This window comes from Paeniglutamicibacter sp. (genome assembly GCF_046714615.1).
Classification (GTDB): Bacteria; Actinomycetota; Actinomycetes; order Actinomycetales; family Micrococcaceae; genus Paeniglutamicibacter.
The window spans coordinates 1-15,091 of the sequence record NZ_JBKKAP010000075.1 but is presented as its reverse complement, the minus strand read 5'-3'; the positions used below and the strand labels follow the sequence as shown (position 1 = coordinate 15,091).

18 protein-coding genes are annotated in these 15,091 nt (G+C 67.2%); 11 read left to right on the top strand and 7 right to left on the bottom strand.

Features of this window, described 5'->3' with window-relative positions; genetic code table 11:
* Positions 1-51: 51 nt before the first annotated feature.
* Positions 52-540 (top strand): hypothetical protein, encoded by a 489-nt coding sequence (locus ACLQ7E_RS08065; protein WP_411732060.1) that lies wholly within the window; start codon positions 52-54, stop codon positions 538-540.
* On the opposite strand, the gene ACLQ7E_RS08060 is transcribed toward ACLQ7E_RS08065, so the two are convergent.
* Entirely contained in the window at positions 477-1,328 is an 852-nt protein-coding gene (locus ACLQ7E_RS08060) for a response regulator transcription factor (protein ID WP_411732059.1), read from the bottom strand. The two genes, ACLQ7E_RS08065 and ACLQ7E_RS08060, sit on opposite strands and share 64 nt — an antisense overlap.
* Before the next feature lie 156 nt (positions 1,329-1,484).
* Here ACLQ7E_RS08060 and ACLQ7E_RS08055 point away from each other — a divergent pair, with 156 nt between their 5' ends.
* The 3 genes from ACLQ7E_RS08055 to ACLQ7E_RS08045 all read left to right on the top strand — a co-directional run bounded on the left by ACLQ7E_RS08055 (position 1,485) and on the right by ACLQ7E_RS08045 (position 3,587).
* Positions 1,485-2,381, top strand: coding sequence for a helix-turn-helix transcriptional regulator (locus tag ACLQ7E_RS08055; protein ID WP_411732058.1), 897 nt, complete (start codon positions 1,485-1,487; stop codon positions 2,379-2,381).
* A 3-nt stretch (positions 2,382-2,384) separates the two neighbouring features.
* Positions 2,385-2,807: a cupin domain-containing protein gene (locus tag ACLQ7E_RS08050; protein WP_411732057.1), complete on the top strand. Its 423-nt coding sequence runs from the start codon at positions 2,385-2,387 to the stop codon at positions 2,805-2,807.
* A gap of 210 nt (positions 2,808-3,017) precedes the next feature.
* Complete coding sequence (locus ACLQ7E_RS08045) at positions 3,018-3,587, top strand: DapH/DapD/GlmU-related protein (protein WP_411732056.1); 570 nt, start codon at positions 3,018-3,020, stop codon at positions 3,585-3,587.
* An 86-nt stretch (positions 3,588-3,673) separates the two neighbouring features.
* Here the strand turns inward: ACLQ7E_RS08045 and ACLQ7E_RS08040 are convergent, their stop codons facing one another.
* The gene (locus ACLQ7E_RS08040) at positions 3,674-4,942 is read right to left on the bottom strand and encodes an MFS transporter (RefSeq protein WP_411732055.1); all 1,269 of its coding nucleotides are present in this window, start codon (positions 4,940-4,942) and stop codon (positions 3,674-3,676) included.
* Positions 4,939-5,508 (bottom strand): winged helix-turn-helix domain-containing protein, encoded by a 570-nt coding sequence (locus ACLQ7E_RS08035; protein WP_411732054.1) that lies wholly within the window; start codon positions 5,506-5,508, stop codon positions 4,939-4,941. Before ACLQ7E_RS08035 ends, ACLQ7E_RS08040 begins: the two co-directional genes overlap by 4 nt.
* A gap of 159 nt (positions 5,509-5,667) precedes the next feature.
* Between ACLQ7E_RS08035 and ACLQ7E_RS08030 the strand changes: the two genes are divergently transcribed.
* The gene (locus ACLQ7E_RS08030; RefSeq protein WP_411732053.1) at positions 5,668-6,081 is read left to right on the top strand and encodes a helix-turn-helix domain-containing protein; all 414 of its coding nucleotides are present in this window, start codon (positions 5,668-5,670) and stop codon (positions 6,079-6,081) included.
* Between the two features lie 188 nt (positions 6,082-6,269).
* Positions 6,270-6,671, top strand: a complete 402-nt coding sequence (locus ACLQ7E_RS08025) for a VOC family protein (protein WP_411732052.1) — start codon at positions 6,270-6,272, stop codon at positions 6,669-6,671.
* A gap of 364 nt (positions 6,672-7,035) precedes the next feature.
* Here ACLQ7E_RS08025 and ACLQ7E_RS08020 read toward each other — a convergent pair whose 3' ends face one another.
* Entirely contained in the window at positions 7,036-7,998 is a 963-nt protein-coding gene (locus tag ACLQ7E_RS08020) for a hypothetical protein (protein ID WP_411732051.1), read from the bottom strand.
* A 109-nt stretch (positions 7,999-8,107) separates the two neighbouring features.
* Here ACLQ7E_RS08020 and ACLQ7E_RS08015 point away from each other — a divergent pair, with 109 nt between their 5' ends.
* Together ACLQ7E_RS08015 and ACLQ7E_RS08010 are read left to right on the top strand one after the other, a co-directional pair.
* Positions 8,108-9,316 (top strand): sensor histidine kinase, encoded by a 1,209-nt coding sequence (locus ACLQ7E_RS08015; protein ID WP_411732050.1) that lies wholly within the window; start codon positions 8,108-8,110, stop codon positions 9,314-9,316.
* Positions 9,313-9,957, top strand: a complete 645-nt coding sequence (locus ACLQ7E_RS08010; protein WP_411732049.1) for a response regulator — start codon at positions 9,313-9,315, stop codon at positions 9,955-9,957. The genes ACLQ7E_RS08015 and ACLQ7E_RS08010 overlap by 4 nt, the downstream gene beginning before the upstream one ends.
* Before the next feature lie 28 nt (positions 9,958-9,985).
* Here the strand turns inward: ACLQ7E_RS08010 and ACLQ7E_RS08005 are convergent, their stop codons facing one another.
* A complete protein-coding gene (locus tag ACLQ7E_RS08005) occupies positions 9,986-10,996 on the bottom strand; it encodes an AraC family transcriptional regulator (protein ID WP_411732048.1) in 1,011 nt (336 codons plus the stop codon).
* Between the two features lie 80 nt (positions 10,997-11,076).
* On the opposite strand from ACLQ7E_RS08005, the gene ACLQ7E_RS08000 reads away from it, so the two are divergent.
* Together ACLQ7E_RS08000 and ACLQ7E_RS07995 are read left to right on the top strand one after the other, a co-directional pair.
* Complete coding sequence (locus tag ACLQ7E_RS08000; protein ID WP_411732047.1) at positions 11,077-11,919, top strand: NmrA family transcriptional regulator; 843 nt, start codon at positions 11,077-11,079, stop codon at positions 11,917-11,919.
* A complete protein-coding gene (locus tag ACLQ7E_RS07995; RefSeq protein ID WP_411732046.1) occupies positions 11,916-12,404 on the top strand; it encodes a DUF1772 domain-containing protein in 489 nt (162 codons plus the stop codon). The genes ACLQ7E_RS08000 and ACLQ7E_RS07995 overlap by 4 nt, the downstream gene beginning before the upstream one ends.
* Positions 12,405-12,527: 123 nt before the next feature.
* Here ACLQ7E_RS07995 and ACLQ7E_RS07990 read toward each other — a convergent pair whose 3' ends face one another.
* Positions 12,528-13,238: a TetR/AcrR family transcriptional regulator gene (locus tag ACLQ7E_RS07990; protein WP_411732045.1), complete on the bottom strand. Its 711-nt coding sequence runs from the start codon at positions 13,236-13,238 to the stop codon at positions 12,528-12,530.
* A gap of 104 nt (positions 13,239-13,342) precedes the next feature.
* Between ACLQ7E_RS07990 and ACLQ7E_RS07985 the strand changes: the two genes are divergently transcribed.
* The gene (locus ACLQ7E_RS07985) at positions 13,343-14,563 is read left to right on the top strand and encodes a glycosyltransferase (RefSeq protein WP_411732044.1); all 1,221 of its coding nucleotides are present in this window, start codon (positions 13,343-13,345) and stop codon (positions 14,561-14,563) included.
* A 40-nt stretch (positions 14,564-14,603) separates the two neighbouring features.
* Here ACLQ7E_RS07985 and ACLQ7E_RS07980 read toward each other — a convergent pair whose 3' ends face one another.
* Entirely contained in the window at positions 14,604-14,999 is a 396-nt protein-coding gene (locus tag ACLQ7E_RS07980; RefSeq protein WP_411732043.1) for a VOC family protein, read from the bottom strand.
* Between the last annotated feature and the right edge of the window lie 92 nt (positions 15,000-15,091).

The window sequence follows — 15,091 nt, the reverse complement described above, 5'->3', positions numbered from 1 at the left end:
TGGTGCATGTCGGCGCGAAGGGAACGCGCCACCAACCTTGGAGGAATCTAAATGGGTATCAGAACCTGGGGAGTCCGGGCCGGGGCAGCCACCGGTGCCGTGGCCTTGCTGTCGGTGGTGGCTGCCCCGGCGGCGCTCGCACATGAATGCTTCAAGAAGCAGTGGAGTGATGCGGCCTACGCACAGCAGCTGCAGCAGGAACGGTGGATCCCTTTGGATGTCTTGGCGAACCAGTTCATCATCGCGGATATCGCCCCGGACTGCGTGGGCAAGATCGATCTCGTTCCCTACCTGGAGCCGTGGATGGAGGCGGAGGGTATCTCGCACGTGCCGCTGATCTACAACAACTTCAACATCTCCGAAAACGCGTTTGCGGCGTGGGACAACGACACAGGGAACTCGGGACCTGGCCTGCTGGGTTCCGGCAAGGAGAGCCGCGCCATCGGCTACATCGGGAACCACATCGGGTTCCTGGATCAGATGCTCACCGAAGCACTGACAGACGCGGTGACCAACGGGGTATGTGAGTTCCCGGCATAGCCGCCGGGACGATCATCGGCACCGGCGGGTTGCTGGGGGAGTAGCCCGCACTGCTGGGCACGGAGGACCGCCGAAAGGCGGTCCACCGCGCCCAATTTCCGATACAGGTTCTCTTGGTGCTTGTGCACGGTGCGCGGCGAGACACAGAGCCGGGCAGCGATGCCGTTGACCGTGCAGCCTTGGGCGACCAGGGTCAGCACCAGTTGCTCGCGGACTGTCAGCGGGCGCCCCGGTGCGGCCGCAGGAGCGGGAAGCAACGATTCGAGCAGGCGGATGTGCGTATCCAGTCCGCGAACGATCGGCTGGAGGTACCGTGCAGACTCCTGGTCGCGCTCGAGGTATGCTCCGTCGCTGACAAAACCGTAGGTTGCGGACTCCGGCCCGGCGGTGGCCAGCGGCAGTGAGAGCTGATGTGTGCATAGGCCGAGCCGTTCAATCATGAAGGAAGCGAACTCCGAGACAGGCCAGCCGCGCTCTCCGACCTGGAGCAGGGTCACCGGCGTGGGGTCGGCTGTGGCGTTGTGGTAGGCGAACACCGGGTGGTCGGTTCCGGCGCGCTCCACCGCCAGGGGCCAGGCCGGGGTGTCGAGCCCGGCGTACTGCCCGAAGATGGAGACCCCTTGGATCCCGCCGTTTCCGGCCAGCGGGGCTCGGGCCGCCGCGAAGGCGTGGAATGACTTCAACAAGGCGTCATTCAATTGTGCCCGGGCGACCCCCGGGTCCGCTTCCTGCAGGATCCCGGCGGCGGTATCGAGCCACCGTTCCCGCAGTCGATCAGTGCTGTCCATGCAGGCTTCCCTCTCCCCAAGCACGCTGCAACGGAAGTACGCGTTGGGGACAGGCTACGCCGCCGCGCGCCCGGCCGGGAGGGGCAAGCACGCTCCTATGATGGGTGCACTGGGAGGGTATCCCTCGTCTGGGTGCCCACCCGTACGCTTAAGGGTATGGATAACCGGTCAGAAGTTCGCGAGTTCCTGATGTCGCGGCGGGCAAAAGTCACCCCGGAGCGTGCCGGTCTGCCGGCGTTCGGCAACCGAAGGGTCGCCGGACTGCGCCGCGGAGAGGTGGCCAGCCTTGCAGGGGTCAGCGTGGAGTACTACGCAAAGCTCGAACGCGGAGCGATTGCCGGTGCCTCGGCGTCGGTCTTGGACGCACTGGCCCGGGCCCTGATGCTCAACGAGACCGAGCGTGCACACCTGTTTGACCTCGCCCGCGCCGCCGACGGCATTCCGACCTCGGGGCGCCAACGCCGACCCGCGTCCCCTGCCCGGCCGCCGCGTGAATCCCTGCGATGGGTCCTGGATTCGATGAAGGAGTCCGTGGCCTTCGTGCGCAACGAGGTCCAGGACCTGCTGGCCGTCAACGAACTAGGCCGGGCGTTCTTTTCGCCGGTGATCGGCGACGGCGGCGGACGGGCCCCCAATCTTGCCCGGTTCCAGTTCCTGGATCCCGCGTCCAAGGACTTCTATCCGGACTGGGAGCTGTTCGCGCAGATGTGCGTGGCCATCATCCGGAACGAGGCGGGGAAGGACCCGCAGCACCGCGGCATCCAGGACCTCGTGGGCGAGCTGTCCACGCAGAGTACGACATTCCGTACGCTGTGGGCCGCCCACGACGTGAGAACCCACGGCTCGGGAACCAAGAGGTTCAACCACCCGGAGGTGGGTGAGCTGCAGCTGGCCTACGAGGAGCTGGCAATCACCGCGGAACCGGGCCTGGTCCTCATGGTCTACACGGCGCAGCCGGGCTCGGAATCCCACCAGAAGCTCCAACTGCTCGGTTCATGGAACAAAACCCACATCGTCAACAACCCTGCGCTTCGCGCAGAGGAAAGGAACTGACCCATGGCACACGTGATCCTGCCCAAGGCCCCAACCACCAAGAACCCGACGGAGCAATTTGCCGGCGACGTATGGGTCGACCCCATCGCCTATCCCAGGGAAGATGGCCAGAGAATGATCGTCGCCCGGGTCCGTTTCGCTCCCGGTGCCCGTACGGCCTGGCACTCCCACGCCAAGGGCCAGACCTTGCACGTCACCAGCGGCGTCGCGCTGTTCGGCACGCGCGACGGCACGGTCGTTGAGGCAACCCCGGGTGAAACCGTGTATTGCCCCGCGGGCCAGGAACATTGGCACGGGGCCACCCCGCAGGACTTCATGGAGCACCTCGCGATGCTCGAGAACGCGGATGACCCGTCGATGACCACCACGTGGCTTGAACACGTGGCCGCGAACGACTACGACCGCCCGGGCAACAAGAACCGCTGAACACACTCAAGGGCAATGGCCGCCAAGGTCCTGCCCAAGCCGCAGCGATCCGGCAGCTGAAACCATGGTTTGGGCGCCAAGGGGACGCGCCCGAGGCATGGAGTCTCTGGCCTGCTTCACGGCCTGCGATCAACACGCCCTGGCGTTTCGTTGAACGCCAAGGTTTGAATCGGTGCGTGCCCTTTGTGCGCACCTGGATGAAGGGACATCATGGAACTCAACGACCTCCTGGAAGAGCTGAATGCCGGGCGCACCATCACGGGGGACTCGCCCTTGCATGAAGTCATGCACCGGGTCAGCCAGGAAACCCTGCGCATCACCGGTGAACTCAACGGCGGATACCAGGAGCCGGCGCGGGTGCGCGAGCTGCTGGCCCAGCTGACAGGCAAGCCGGTCGACGAAACCGTGACGCTCTTCCCGCCCTTCAATGCCGACTTCGGAAAAAACATCACCCTGGGGAAGCGGATCTTCATCAATGCAGGGTGCAAGTTCCAGGACCAGGGTGGGGTGGTCATCGGGGACGACACCCTCATCGGGCACAACGTGGTCATCGCCACGCTGAACCACGACCTCGCGCCGAGCCGCCGCGCTGACATGCACCCGGCCCCGGTGGCCATTGGCCGCAACGTGTGGATCGGGTCAAATGCCACGATCCTTCCGGGGGTGAACATCGGGGACGACGCGGTGGTGGCGGCCGCCTCCGTTGTCACGAAGGACGTACCGGCGGGCGCCGTTGTTGTGGGTTCCCCCGCCCGGGTGGTGCGCTCGGTTACCGAGTAGCCATCCCCGGTTTCAACCAACGATCCTGAAGCCGTGCCACTTCACCCGGTCAGTCCCCGAGGTCGGGCCATTCGTCGGTGCGGCCGCTATCGGCCCTGCCCTGTCTCTTCGACGGAAGCCTGCACCTCTCGTCCAGGCTCAGGCTCAGGCTCAGGTCTGGTCCGCAGCATGGAGTAGGCACAGCCGGCGATAACCAGCCCGGCAATGAGCATCAGCCAGCGATAGTCCACCACCGCCACCAAGAGCGCGCCCACTGCGATCGAGGCCAATTGCGGGACGTTGAGCACCAGATTGGTTGCCGCTGCGGCCCGGCCCTGCAACCGGGCCGGGGTCAGTCGCTGCCGGGTTGTCACGAGCGCAACAAAGATCCACGGGACCCCCACCCCGGCCAGGAAGAGCGCCGGGACGACGGCCGCCAGCAACAGCCCATGGTCGGCGACAAACGGCACCAGGTCGGCGGCGGCGGCCAGGGCTGCCAGCCCGATCATGGCCAGCCCGAAGCCGACGGACCGGCCGGGGCCCAGCTTGCGCATCAACATCGCTGCGGTGAGACCGCCGAGGATGCTCCCGGCCCCCTGCAGGCTCATGAGTACCCCGAAGAATCCGGGTTCCTTGCCCAGGCCCTTGTCGATCAGCTCGAAGAGTGCCGAGTCGAACATGCCGATGACGCCCAGCGCTATCGCTGTCACGACCACCATGCGCCACAGCACGGGAATGCCGTTCAGATGCCGGAAGCCGGCGGAGTTTTCGTGCCAGAACCCGCCGCGTTCGGATGCAGGTTCCGGCTCGGATTCCTGGACGGACACCGTGAGCAGAAGCCCGGCGGTGAGCAGCAGGCACCCGGCGACTCCCACCGCAAGTGCGCCGCCGCCCCACAACGTGTATAGCGCGGCGCCCAGCAGCGGAGTGAAGATACGCAGTCCCTGGTCAATGGTGGAGAGCAAACCGTTGGCGCTGTCCAGGTGTTCGTCCTCGAGCATGTCGCGCACCAACCCGGATTGTGCGGCTCCGTTGAGGATCCCAAGCAACCCGTAGATGAAGGCCACCGCGTAGATCAGCCAGAGGCCGTCCGGGCCTGCGACCAGCAGGAGCAGCAGCGCACTGCCGGCCGAAACCGCATTTCCCAGGATCAACAGCCTGCGGCGGGGGAGTCGGTCGGCGAGCGCGCCAATCAGCGGGGAGAACACGATGGGCAGTCCCAGCGCCAGGAAGACCAGGCCTGCCGCGCTGGAAGAGCCCGAGATGTCCTTGACCCAGATGGACAGCGTCAAGAACAGGGCACTGTCGGCAAGGTTCCCGATGGTCCAGGCGCCGGTGAACCTGCGGAACATCGGGATGGAGAGGAGGGCTTTCAAGACTCCGCATCCTTGGCCATCAGGTCGTGGGCCAGGGTTGCGGCCATGAAGACGCGTACGGGGGCAGCATCCCCGGGGCGCTGTGCCGGGTCGGTGATGCGCCCCAGATAGGGGGCAATGAGCTGCCGGTAGCTTTCGGAGAAGGCGTCGGCTTCCTCCGGGGTGAGGAACAGGGTCGATCCGACCTCGAACAGGTGGCCCTTCCAGGCGTCGGGGACCGGCAGGTGCCTGCCCGCTCGCATTCGTTCGAATTCCCATGACTGGATCTGGTCGCCGAGCGCCACGGCTGCCATTTGGGCATCGGGCCCGGCCTGGTTCCTGTCCAGGTGCTGGGTGATATCGGTGATTTGCCAGGGCCTGTCACGTCCGGTGGCCCCGGGTGCGCGTTCGATGTAGCCGTGCTGGGCCAGGGTGCGCAGGTGGAAGGAACAGTTGGCAGGGCTTTCGCCGACATACTCGCTGGCCCGGGCGGCGGTGATCGGGCCCTGTGTGCCGACCACTTCAAGGAGGCGGATTCGCAGGGGGTGGGCCAGCGCCCGCATGGCCTTGGGGTCGGTGATGTCCATGGGCCAGAGGCTACTATCGAAAGAACTCTTTCGCAAGAGTTCTTTCGATTCAAATCCTCCTCGCGGATCAAGCCCCATTCCGACCAGGATGCATGCCTGGGGCCCAGAGTGGGCGGGGCCGTCATGCCGTACCGGGGAGGCGCTGGTAGCCTCGACCTCATGAAGCCGTACGAGCTCGAGGCGCTGACCGCACTGCGCCGGGCCAAGGACATGATCGACAGGGAGTACGCCAAGCCCCTTGACGTGCCCACCATGGCGGCGAAGGCCATGATGTCCCCGGCGCATTTCTCCCGGCAGTTCAAGGCCGCCTATGGGCAGAGTCCGTACGCTTACCTGATGACCCGGCGCATCGAGCGGTCGATGGCATTGTTGCGGTCCGGGATGAGCGTCACGGACGCCTGTATGGAGGTGGGGTGTACCTCCCTGGGCTCCTTCAGCACCAGCTTCACCCAGATCACCGGCGAAAGCCCCAGCGGATACCGGAACCGGGAACACGCCGCGGTGGAAGCCATGCCTGCGTGCATCGCCAAGTCAGTGACCCGCCCCAAAAGCACCAAGGCGCCCCGGTTCTAGGTGCCCGGGATCTTGCCCCGAGCCTCCGGAGACCCGGGTGGCCGGGCGCTCGCCGATGGGCAGGGACGCCGCGCGATGTTCGATGGCCAACCGAGGCGCGTCGGCAAGCTTGGGGCACCCTGGCCGGAGAGGGACATCGAGCAGGATTCAAGAAGCGCGCCGGGGCATCGGGTGCCTATCGTGGAGCCATGGACATTTCATTGCAGTACTCACACATCACCGTCAACGACGTCGACGAAGCCATCCCGTTCTACCGCGACGGTCTGGGCCTGAAGGTCGAGAACGACGTGGCCTCGGGGGAACACCGCTGGGTCACCCTGGGCTCGGACACCCAGCCGGGGCTGGGCATCGTGCTCTCGGACCCGCACGCGGGACGCTCGGAGGCCGATGGCGATGCGATGCAGGAGCTGCTCACCAAGGGCGTGCTCCCGATGACCGTCTTCAGCACCAGCGATCTTGACGCGCTCTTCGAGCAGGTCCGCGCCACCGGGGCCGAGGTCCTGCAGGAGCCCATCGACCAGCCGTGGGGCCCGAAGGACTGCGCCTTCAGGGATCCCTCGGGGAACATGATCCGCCTTAACCAACGCTAGGCCCACCCCGAAACCGAACCCAGGCAACGGGCCGGGCGCCGCCATGTTGGCGATGCCCGGCCCGTTGACTTGTACTGTGCGCCTACCGGATCGGCGGAAACGGTCCGATGGGCTCGGGTTCGGCCGGCGGATAGGGCGGCTCCGGGTCCGGGGGACGGGGCACGGGGCCCGGATCGGGCGGCGGCTCGTGGGGCGGACCGGGCGGGACCGGTGGAACGCGGCCCGGGTCGGGCGGCCGGGCCGGGGGCTCGGGAGGTTGTGGGATTGTCATGGTCACTCACTTTCTTCCGATAGTGGATGCAAGGCCAGTGTATGGCGCGCACCGGTGGTGGCGGAACCCCGGTACCCCGAGCGCCGTGGAACATCACCGAGTCCGGGCAAATGCGCGGCGGCGGTCGTGCAGCACCAACAGGATGGCCAACCCCATCAGCACACCCGCCACGATGCCTGCCTCTCCGGTCAGCACGCGCGCCACCGGATATTCGGGAGCGGGCCTCGCGTCGAAGCCGGTGGCGGACAAGCTGCTGAAGAGGCTTTGGGCAAAGAGGACCGAGGAGGAGATCCACGCCGTCGCCATGGGCGGCAGGAACCTGCGTGACCCCCGGCGGGTGGCAAGCACCAGCACGCCCCATGCCCCGGCGAGCGCCCACGCGCCCGTGCTGAATGAGATCAGGTGCCACCACACATCGCGTTCTGCGAGCAGGATTGGGTCGATGCCCAGTGTTCCTCCCACCGACCAGTACACCTTGGTGGCGCCGAGCAGGACGCAGCCCGCAGCGGCGAATCCGGCGAGGCTGATTTGCAGCTGGCTTGTGTTTCCAGGCAACCCCGGGTGGCCAAGCGGACCCCCGAGCGCTTCCGGCCACCGCGCTTTGGCGTATCCGGCCAGGCAGGCCGGCAGGCCGAGACCCGTCCCCACCAGGGACACCATGACGAGCAATTGCTCCCAGGCCCAGATGCCGGCGGCGCCGGCCGCTAGGTCCCGGGCCATGGCCGCCGGTCCGAGCACCGGCGCCAGCAAGGCGACCGGAACCACCAAGCCGGTTCCCACCCAGGCGGGCAGTGCCACCAGTGGCGCGGGCAGCCGTTCGCCCCAGGGCCTGCAGAGCGCCATGGCCAGGAAGATGGCGGTCGCTGCGAGCAGCACTGTCGCGGCGTTGATCATCCGCCAGTCCGCCTCACCCATGTGTTCGGCCGGAAGGAAGATGCCCAGGGTCCAGGCGATCTTGATCAGCAGGTAGGGCATCAGCACGATGGCGACGCCGTAGCCGGTGATGCGCCGGAATGCCAGCAGCGGCGCGTGGGGGAACGCTGTATCGGTGTGCATGATTTTCAAGTTACCGAGTGCCCGGCCGTGCCGGATCCCCCGGGGGAGCGATTCGGATCCCCCTTCCGAGGGAGGCGGAGGGCGCGGGCGTCGTGTCAGACTGGGTGGCATGAGGATCCTGTGGCGGCGGTGGTTGTTCCTGGTGGTCGGAGGGGCGCTGTTTACGCCGTACGCCATCTTCGCGGGCGTGGCGGTTCCCTTGGCTGCGCCGGCACTGAAACCGGGAATCGACGGTGCGTTCGTCGCCGCGTTCATGGCGGTCATCCTCCTGGCCATTGCTGCAACCTCCCTCCTGCCGGTTGTCAGGACGCTTGAGGGTGCCCTGGTGCCGGTGTTGCTCAGCGGTGCGGCATCCTCCCTGGTGGTCACGCCGGCGCTCACCTGGGAGGAGCGGGGGCGGACGGCGGCCTGGTACCTGCTGCACACGATTTTCGGCGTGGTCATTTCGCTGGCCTCCGTTCTTGTCCCGACGACGGCCATTCTGCTGCTGTCGTCGTGGATCCGCGGGGACGCCGTGGTCCCGGCGGGTGATCGCGAGGTCTCGATTCCCGATTCCTGGGCGCCGTTCCTGGCGCTCGGCATGGTGGTGTTGCTGCTGGCCGCCATCCGGGGTGCCGGCGCGGCGGCGGCATGGCTGTCACCGCGGCTGCTCGGGCCGGGCCCGGTGGCACGAATCGCGGAGCTGGAACGGCGGAGCGCCGAGCTCACCGAACGCAACCGGCTGGCCCGCGAGCTGCACGATTCCATCGGGCACGCGCTGACGGTGACCACCCTCCAGGCTGGCGCCGCCCGCACGGTGCTGCACACCGACCCCGGCTTCGTCGAGCAGGCACTGCTGGCGATCGAGGAAACGGGCAGGGCGGCGGCCGCCGACCTCGATGGCTTCCTGGGACTCCTGCGCGAGGACGACGCCGCGCGTGCCGCGCAGCCGGGCCTGGGGGATGTCCAGGCGCTCGTTGCCTCGCACCGCAAGGCGGGTCTTCCCGTCACGCTGGGCATCGAGGGGGACCTCACCGCCGTTCCGCCGGTGATCGGGCGCGAGGTCTACCGGATCATCCAGGAGGGGCTGACCAATGTGCAGCGGCACAATGGAGCGGTGTCGACCGAGGTCAGGCTGGCCCTTGACGGCGATGAGCTGGTCGCCCAGGTGCGCAACGTAGCCGGCCGCGGGCCGGGCGCACCCCGGGGACGGCGTGGCGGCCATGGCCTGGACGGGATCCGCGAGCGCGTGGAGCTGCTGGGCGGGCGGGTCGAGGCCGGGGCGACCGAGCACGGCTGGTTGTTGCTGGCCGTCGTGCCGGCTGGGACCCCGCGATGATCACGGTCCTGCTGGTCGACGACGAACCCCTGGTGCGCAGCGGACTGCGTGCGGTGCTCGCCGGCGCCGGGGACATCGAGGTGGTGGGCGAGGTCGCCGACGGGGCCGAGGTGCCGGGGTTGGTGGCGCGATTGCACCCGTCCATGGTGCTGATGGACGTGCGGATGCCCGGGATCGACGGGATCTCGGCGACCCGGCAACTGATGGCGGCAGCGGAACCGCCCAGGGTGCTGGTGGTGACGACGTTTGAAAACGACGAGTACGTCTACGCGGCGCTGCGCGCCGGTGCCAGCGGCTTCCTGCTCAAGCGCGCCCGGCCGGAGGAAATCGTGCAAGCGGTGCGCACCGTCGCCGCGGGGGATTCGTTGCTGTTTCCGGCCGCGATCCGGTCGCTGGCGCGCTCATTCGGCGACGGCGCGGAGGCTGCATCCATCAAGCGGCTGAGCGGGCGCGAGCGGGATGTGCTGCGGCTGATGGCCCGGGGGATGTCAAACGCCGAGATCGCCGGCGAGCTCTTCGTTGCCGTGGAGACCGTCAAGACCCACGTCGGCTCCGTCCTGGGCAAGCTCGGGGCCCGCGACCGCACCCAGGCCGTGATCCGCGCCTACGAGTCCGGATTTGTCGCCTCGTCCCCGCAGTGAGCGCCGGCACGTCTCCCCGGGGGAACGCCTAGCCGACGGCCTCGCCGACCTCCAGTGGCCGGGCCGGGTTTCCCTTTAGCCGAGTTTGGATTGCTGTCTCGGCCCTGAGGTAGGTACGGTCCCGGTACCCGGTGGGGCTCACCCCGAATCTTCTCTTGAAAGCCGTGCTCAAGGCGAAGGGGCTGCCGTACCCGACCTTGGCTGCGATCTGCGTGGTGGTCAGTCGTGGGTCGGCGAGTAGTTCGCTGGCGAGCAGCATCCGCCAGTTCGTCAGGTACGTCATGGGTGGTTCGCCGACGCCGGCGCGAAACCGGCCGGCAAGGGTCGCCCGCGACACGTTCAGGCGCTGCGCCAGGGAATCAAGGCTCCAGGCCTCGGCGGGGGACTCGTGGAAAAACGTCAGCGTCCGGGCGATGAGCGGATCCGTGCCACCGGCGAGCCAGCCACGGGCCGTCTCGGGATGGAGTGCCGCCCAGGCGCGGATCGAGTGGACGAGAAGCACATCGAGCAACCGATCGATGCTACTGCCTTGCCCCGGTGCGTCGCTGATGATTTCGCCTTCGAGAAATCCCAGGAGCGACGGGTTGACTTCACCGGCCGGGACGACGGCGATGCGGGGCAGCGCGGTCGTGACGGCCGCGCCGATCTCGGCGTCGGTTTCGTAGGTGCCGATCAGCATCGTGGTCTGCCCGGTGGAGGCGTTGCCCCAGGTGCGTATTCCGTGGGTCATGCTCGTTTGGAGATCATTTCCGGACGGGGAGGTGCACCGCTGGCCGGGATGAATGACCACATCCGGGGCACGGGACGGATCGTCCGACACGGTGTAGGGCTCCGGGCCGCGGACGATTGCCACGTCTCCTTGCCGCAATTCGAATCGTTCGTTGTCGGCTTCCAGCCACGCATTGCCCGACATCATGGCCATGACCGTCAGGGGTGCCCGGTCCTGCACCTTGATGGACCAATTCGGTGACATGACCACGCGGAGGGCAAAGGCGCGCCGCGCCCGGGGGCCGTCGAGGAGGTGCGTGAGTGGATCCATACGCCAACTCTAGACGATCGCGTATGAATGTTCACCGTGGAACTATTCAAAGTGTGAACCTGGTGCCGTTGACTGGTGTCATGACCAATACAAATGTGCTTGTCCTTGGTGGTACCGGTCGCACCGGTGGCCGCATCGTTCGCCGCCTTCACGATCGCGGCATCCAGACCCGTGTCGCTTCGAGGCGGGGGAAGAAACCGTTCCTGTGGGATGACCGCTCAACCTGGGATGCCGCGCTGCGGGGAGCCTCGGCCGCCTACGTCTGCTATTCACCGGACCTGGCCTTTCCCGGCGTGGCCGAGCTGATCGGGGAGTTCGCCGAACGGGCACGAAGCCTGGAGGTGAATCGCCTGGTGTTGCTCTCGGGCCGCGGGGAAGAGGGCGCCCGCGCCAGCGAGAAGGCCGTCCAGGAAACGGCGGCAGAGTGGACGATCATCCGTTCTTCGTGGTTCGCCCAGAACTTCAGTGAACACTTCCTGCTGGGTCCCACCCTTCGCGGGCGGCTGGTCCTTCCCGCGGGCGATGTCCGCGAACCCTTCATCGACATCGATGACCTGGCCGAGATCGCAAGCGCCGCGCTCATCGAGGACGGGCATGCCGGCACCGTCCATGAGGTGACGGGGCCGCGCCTGTTGTCGATGCACGAGGTGGCGGCCGAGATCTCCGCGGCCGCGGAACGGCACATCGAATACGTGCCCAGCACGGCCGGGGAGTTCGTGGCAGACGTCGCCCGTGACGGCGTCCCGCACGATGATGCCCGGCCGCTGGCCGAGCTCTTCGAATCGATCCTCGACGGACGCAATGCCTCCGTCACCGCCGATGTGGAATCGGCTCTTGGCCGGCCCGCCACAGACTTCGCCGACTATGCCCGCCGCACCGCCGCGAGCGGCATCTGGAACCCACGCATCGAGTCCCGCGCATGAGCAGCACATTCATCACCGCCGTTACTGCCACGTCGGCCGTTTGCGCCGGGGTGGCGGGAGGGGTCTACTTTGCCTTCTCCGCAATCGTCATGCCCGCCCTTCGCGCCCTTCCTGCCGGCCAAGGGGTCCCCGCAATGCAACGCATCAACACCAGTGCGGTCCGACTGCCATTCATGGCCGTCTTCCTTGGGGGTGCCGCGGCCTCGGTCGCCTTGGTCATCGCGGAACTCACCTCGGACGCGGCGGCCCCGGGAGCAGCAAATCGCTTTGCCGGTGCCGGGCTGGCACTTGCCGCCTTCGGCATCACCATCGTGCGCAACGTCCCCCTCAACAACGAACTTGCCCGAATCGCGCCCGGCGGAGCTGACGTCGCAGCACGATGGACAGTATTCGACCGGGGATGGAGCCCTGCCAACCATGTGCGGGCAGCGGCCTCAATAGCGGCAACCGTCGTTTTCCTGGATTCCCTCGCAAGGTCGGGGTGACAATCCCCCGTGTCACTTTCCGATGATGGGGGTTGGGCCGTTCCCCGTGGCAATTGCGATGAAGTGTGGCTGTTGGCCCGCCGTCCGTGTGTGGCCGCGGGCAGAGTTCGAGGTCGCGTGTCCTCAGTCGAAACCGGCGATCGCCGGAAGCCCCGCGCCGACCAGGTAGTTGACGATGATGGCGGTGAAGGTGTCGTCGGGGCTCTCGGGCTCGTGCCGCCCGGCGAGTGCGCCGGCCAGCAGCGGGTACTTCCCTGACTGGACCGCGCCGGAGAGATACTGCAGGCGTTCCGTCGCTCCGGAGTCGCCCTCGCGGGAGTCGGCGGGCCGGGCCAGCTCGTTTTGGACGAAGGCGGAGGTGATGGCAGTCATCATGGCCACTGTCTGCAGCTTGGAGGAGCCGGGCATGTCCGCCGACTCCAGCGCGGACAGGGCGCGCTCCAGGTATCCGAGCGAGTTGGGTCCCACCGAGTGCCGTGTCAGCAGCAGCGGGGCCAGCCACGGGTGACGGTGCATGATGGCCCGGCCCTGCCGCGCCAGGTCCAGCAGCTGGATCCGTGGAGGTTCTTCGGCAGGGCGGAGGTCATATTCGCCGCCAACAGTGTCGACCATGAGTTCAACGAGCTCGTCGTGCGATCTCAGGTAGCGGTACAGGGACGCCGCGCCGGCCCCGATGTCGGAGGCCACTCGCCGAATCGACACCGCAGCCATGCCATCCCGGTCGGCGATGTCGATCGCCGCCGCGACAATCTCTGCGCGCGAGTGCTTCGGTTTTGGCCCGACGCCGGAACGCTCCGGCCGACGCCAGACATCAATGGGGTCATTCGAGGTCATGGCTGCTCCGGCTTTCCTTCGGTCGCTTGCGTTAGGTCCTGTAACCATTGCACTATATCCTTAATTGCGAACAGTGATCGCAATCAAACGGAAGGAGAATCCACATGCGAGTACTCATGATCACGCCCGGAACCCGGGGCGATGTCGCCCCGATGGCCGGGCTCGGCAGCAGACTTCAGGCCTTGGGGTTTGACGTGGCCATCGCGGCCAATGCCGCCTATGCCCCGTTGATAACCTCAGCCGGATGCGAGCACCGCGAACTGCCCGGGGACATGAGCCATCTGGTCAGCCCGGCCGCTCCCGGGAAGAGGGCCACGGGCGCGGATCTGCGCAGGTACTTGCACGAACTCGGTGACTACATGGACCTGGCCGCGACCGGAACGCTGGTCGCGGCCGAGGGCGGCGCCGACGTGATCCTGGCCAATGCGATTGCACCCTATGCCTATGACGTGGCCGAGGCCCTGGGCATCCCCGCCATTGGTGCCCATCTCCAGCCGACAGAACCCAGCACTGCCTACCCGCCCGTGGTCCTGGGGACAGCCCGTAGCCTGGGGCCGGCCGGCAACAAGGTGCTCGGATCACTGGTGTCCGCCGGGAAGGCGCCCTACGACGCCCCGGGCTCCCGCATTCGCCGCGCCCTTGGGTTGGGCAAGAAGTCCAGGGCCGTCGCCGAACGGCAGCGCAGAAAAGCCAACCGACCCGTTCTCCACGGCATCAGCCCGACCATATTTCCGCGCCCGGCTGACTGGCGATCCGGACTCTCCCTGACCGGCTACTGGTGGCCGGAAGCCGAGCCGGGCTGGCAACCACCCGCCGGGCTGGTCGATTTCCTCGCGGACGGGCCGCCCCCGGTCTTCCTCGGTTTCGGCAGCAGCGCAGCCCTGGGCGCCGATTTCATGCTCGAGGCCGCACGCCGTGCAGGCGTCCGTGCGGTGTTGCAAGGCGTCGAAGGTGCCTCCGGGCCCGATGTCATCGGCATCGGTGCGGTTCCCCATCAATGGCTGTTCCCGCGGATGGCTGCGGTGGTGCACCACGCCGGAGCGGGGACCGCCGCGGCGGGGCTGCGCGCCGGTGTGCCGACGGTCAGTGTGCCGATATACACGGACCAACCGTTCTGGGCCGCCAGGATCAAGTCTCTCGGCGCGGGCCCGCAGCCGGTCCCGTACAAACAGCTCACCACCGAACGGCTGGCCGCCGCCATCGCGCAGGCCACCACGACGCCGGCTTATGGTGTCAGTGCGCGGAAGCTGGCGGCGGTCCTCGCAACGGAAGATGGCACCGCGCCCGTCGCGGCAGCACTGCGGGCCGCCGGCGGGCCGGGGTAGTGCTCCCGGCCTGCCCCAAACCGTCAGGGGCCAGGTGTTCTCACGTCGCGCACTGGAAACGAAGTTCGTGCCCATCGGGATCCTTCACGTGCGGGAGCACCCACCCAATGGCTCCGGGGTGGACGCCGGGATGGCGTTCCCCCAGTGTTGTCAGCCTGGTGGCAAGTTCCTCCAGGGCCTTGCGGTTCGGCGCGCCGAAGACGAAATAATCGAAACCCGCGGCCGCGGTCGCCCGGGCAGGGTCAAGCCACAGGCCCAGCTCCGGACCTCCCCGTGGATGACGCAGCAACAGCCCGGTGATTTTCTCGCCGTCACGCAATTCCATGACCTGTTCGTAGCCCAGACGGCTCTCGTACCAGGCGCGGCTGCGTTCCAGGTCCGTCACCGGAAGCTTCACGTGGTGGACTCCGCTAAGTTCAGGAACCTCGGGATTCATGGGTTTCGCCTTTCGTGTGCGGGCATTTCAACGATATCCCCGCACACGGCAAAAACACAGGTTGGTTCGTGCCCGCCTGGCTTGCTTTGCCT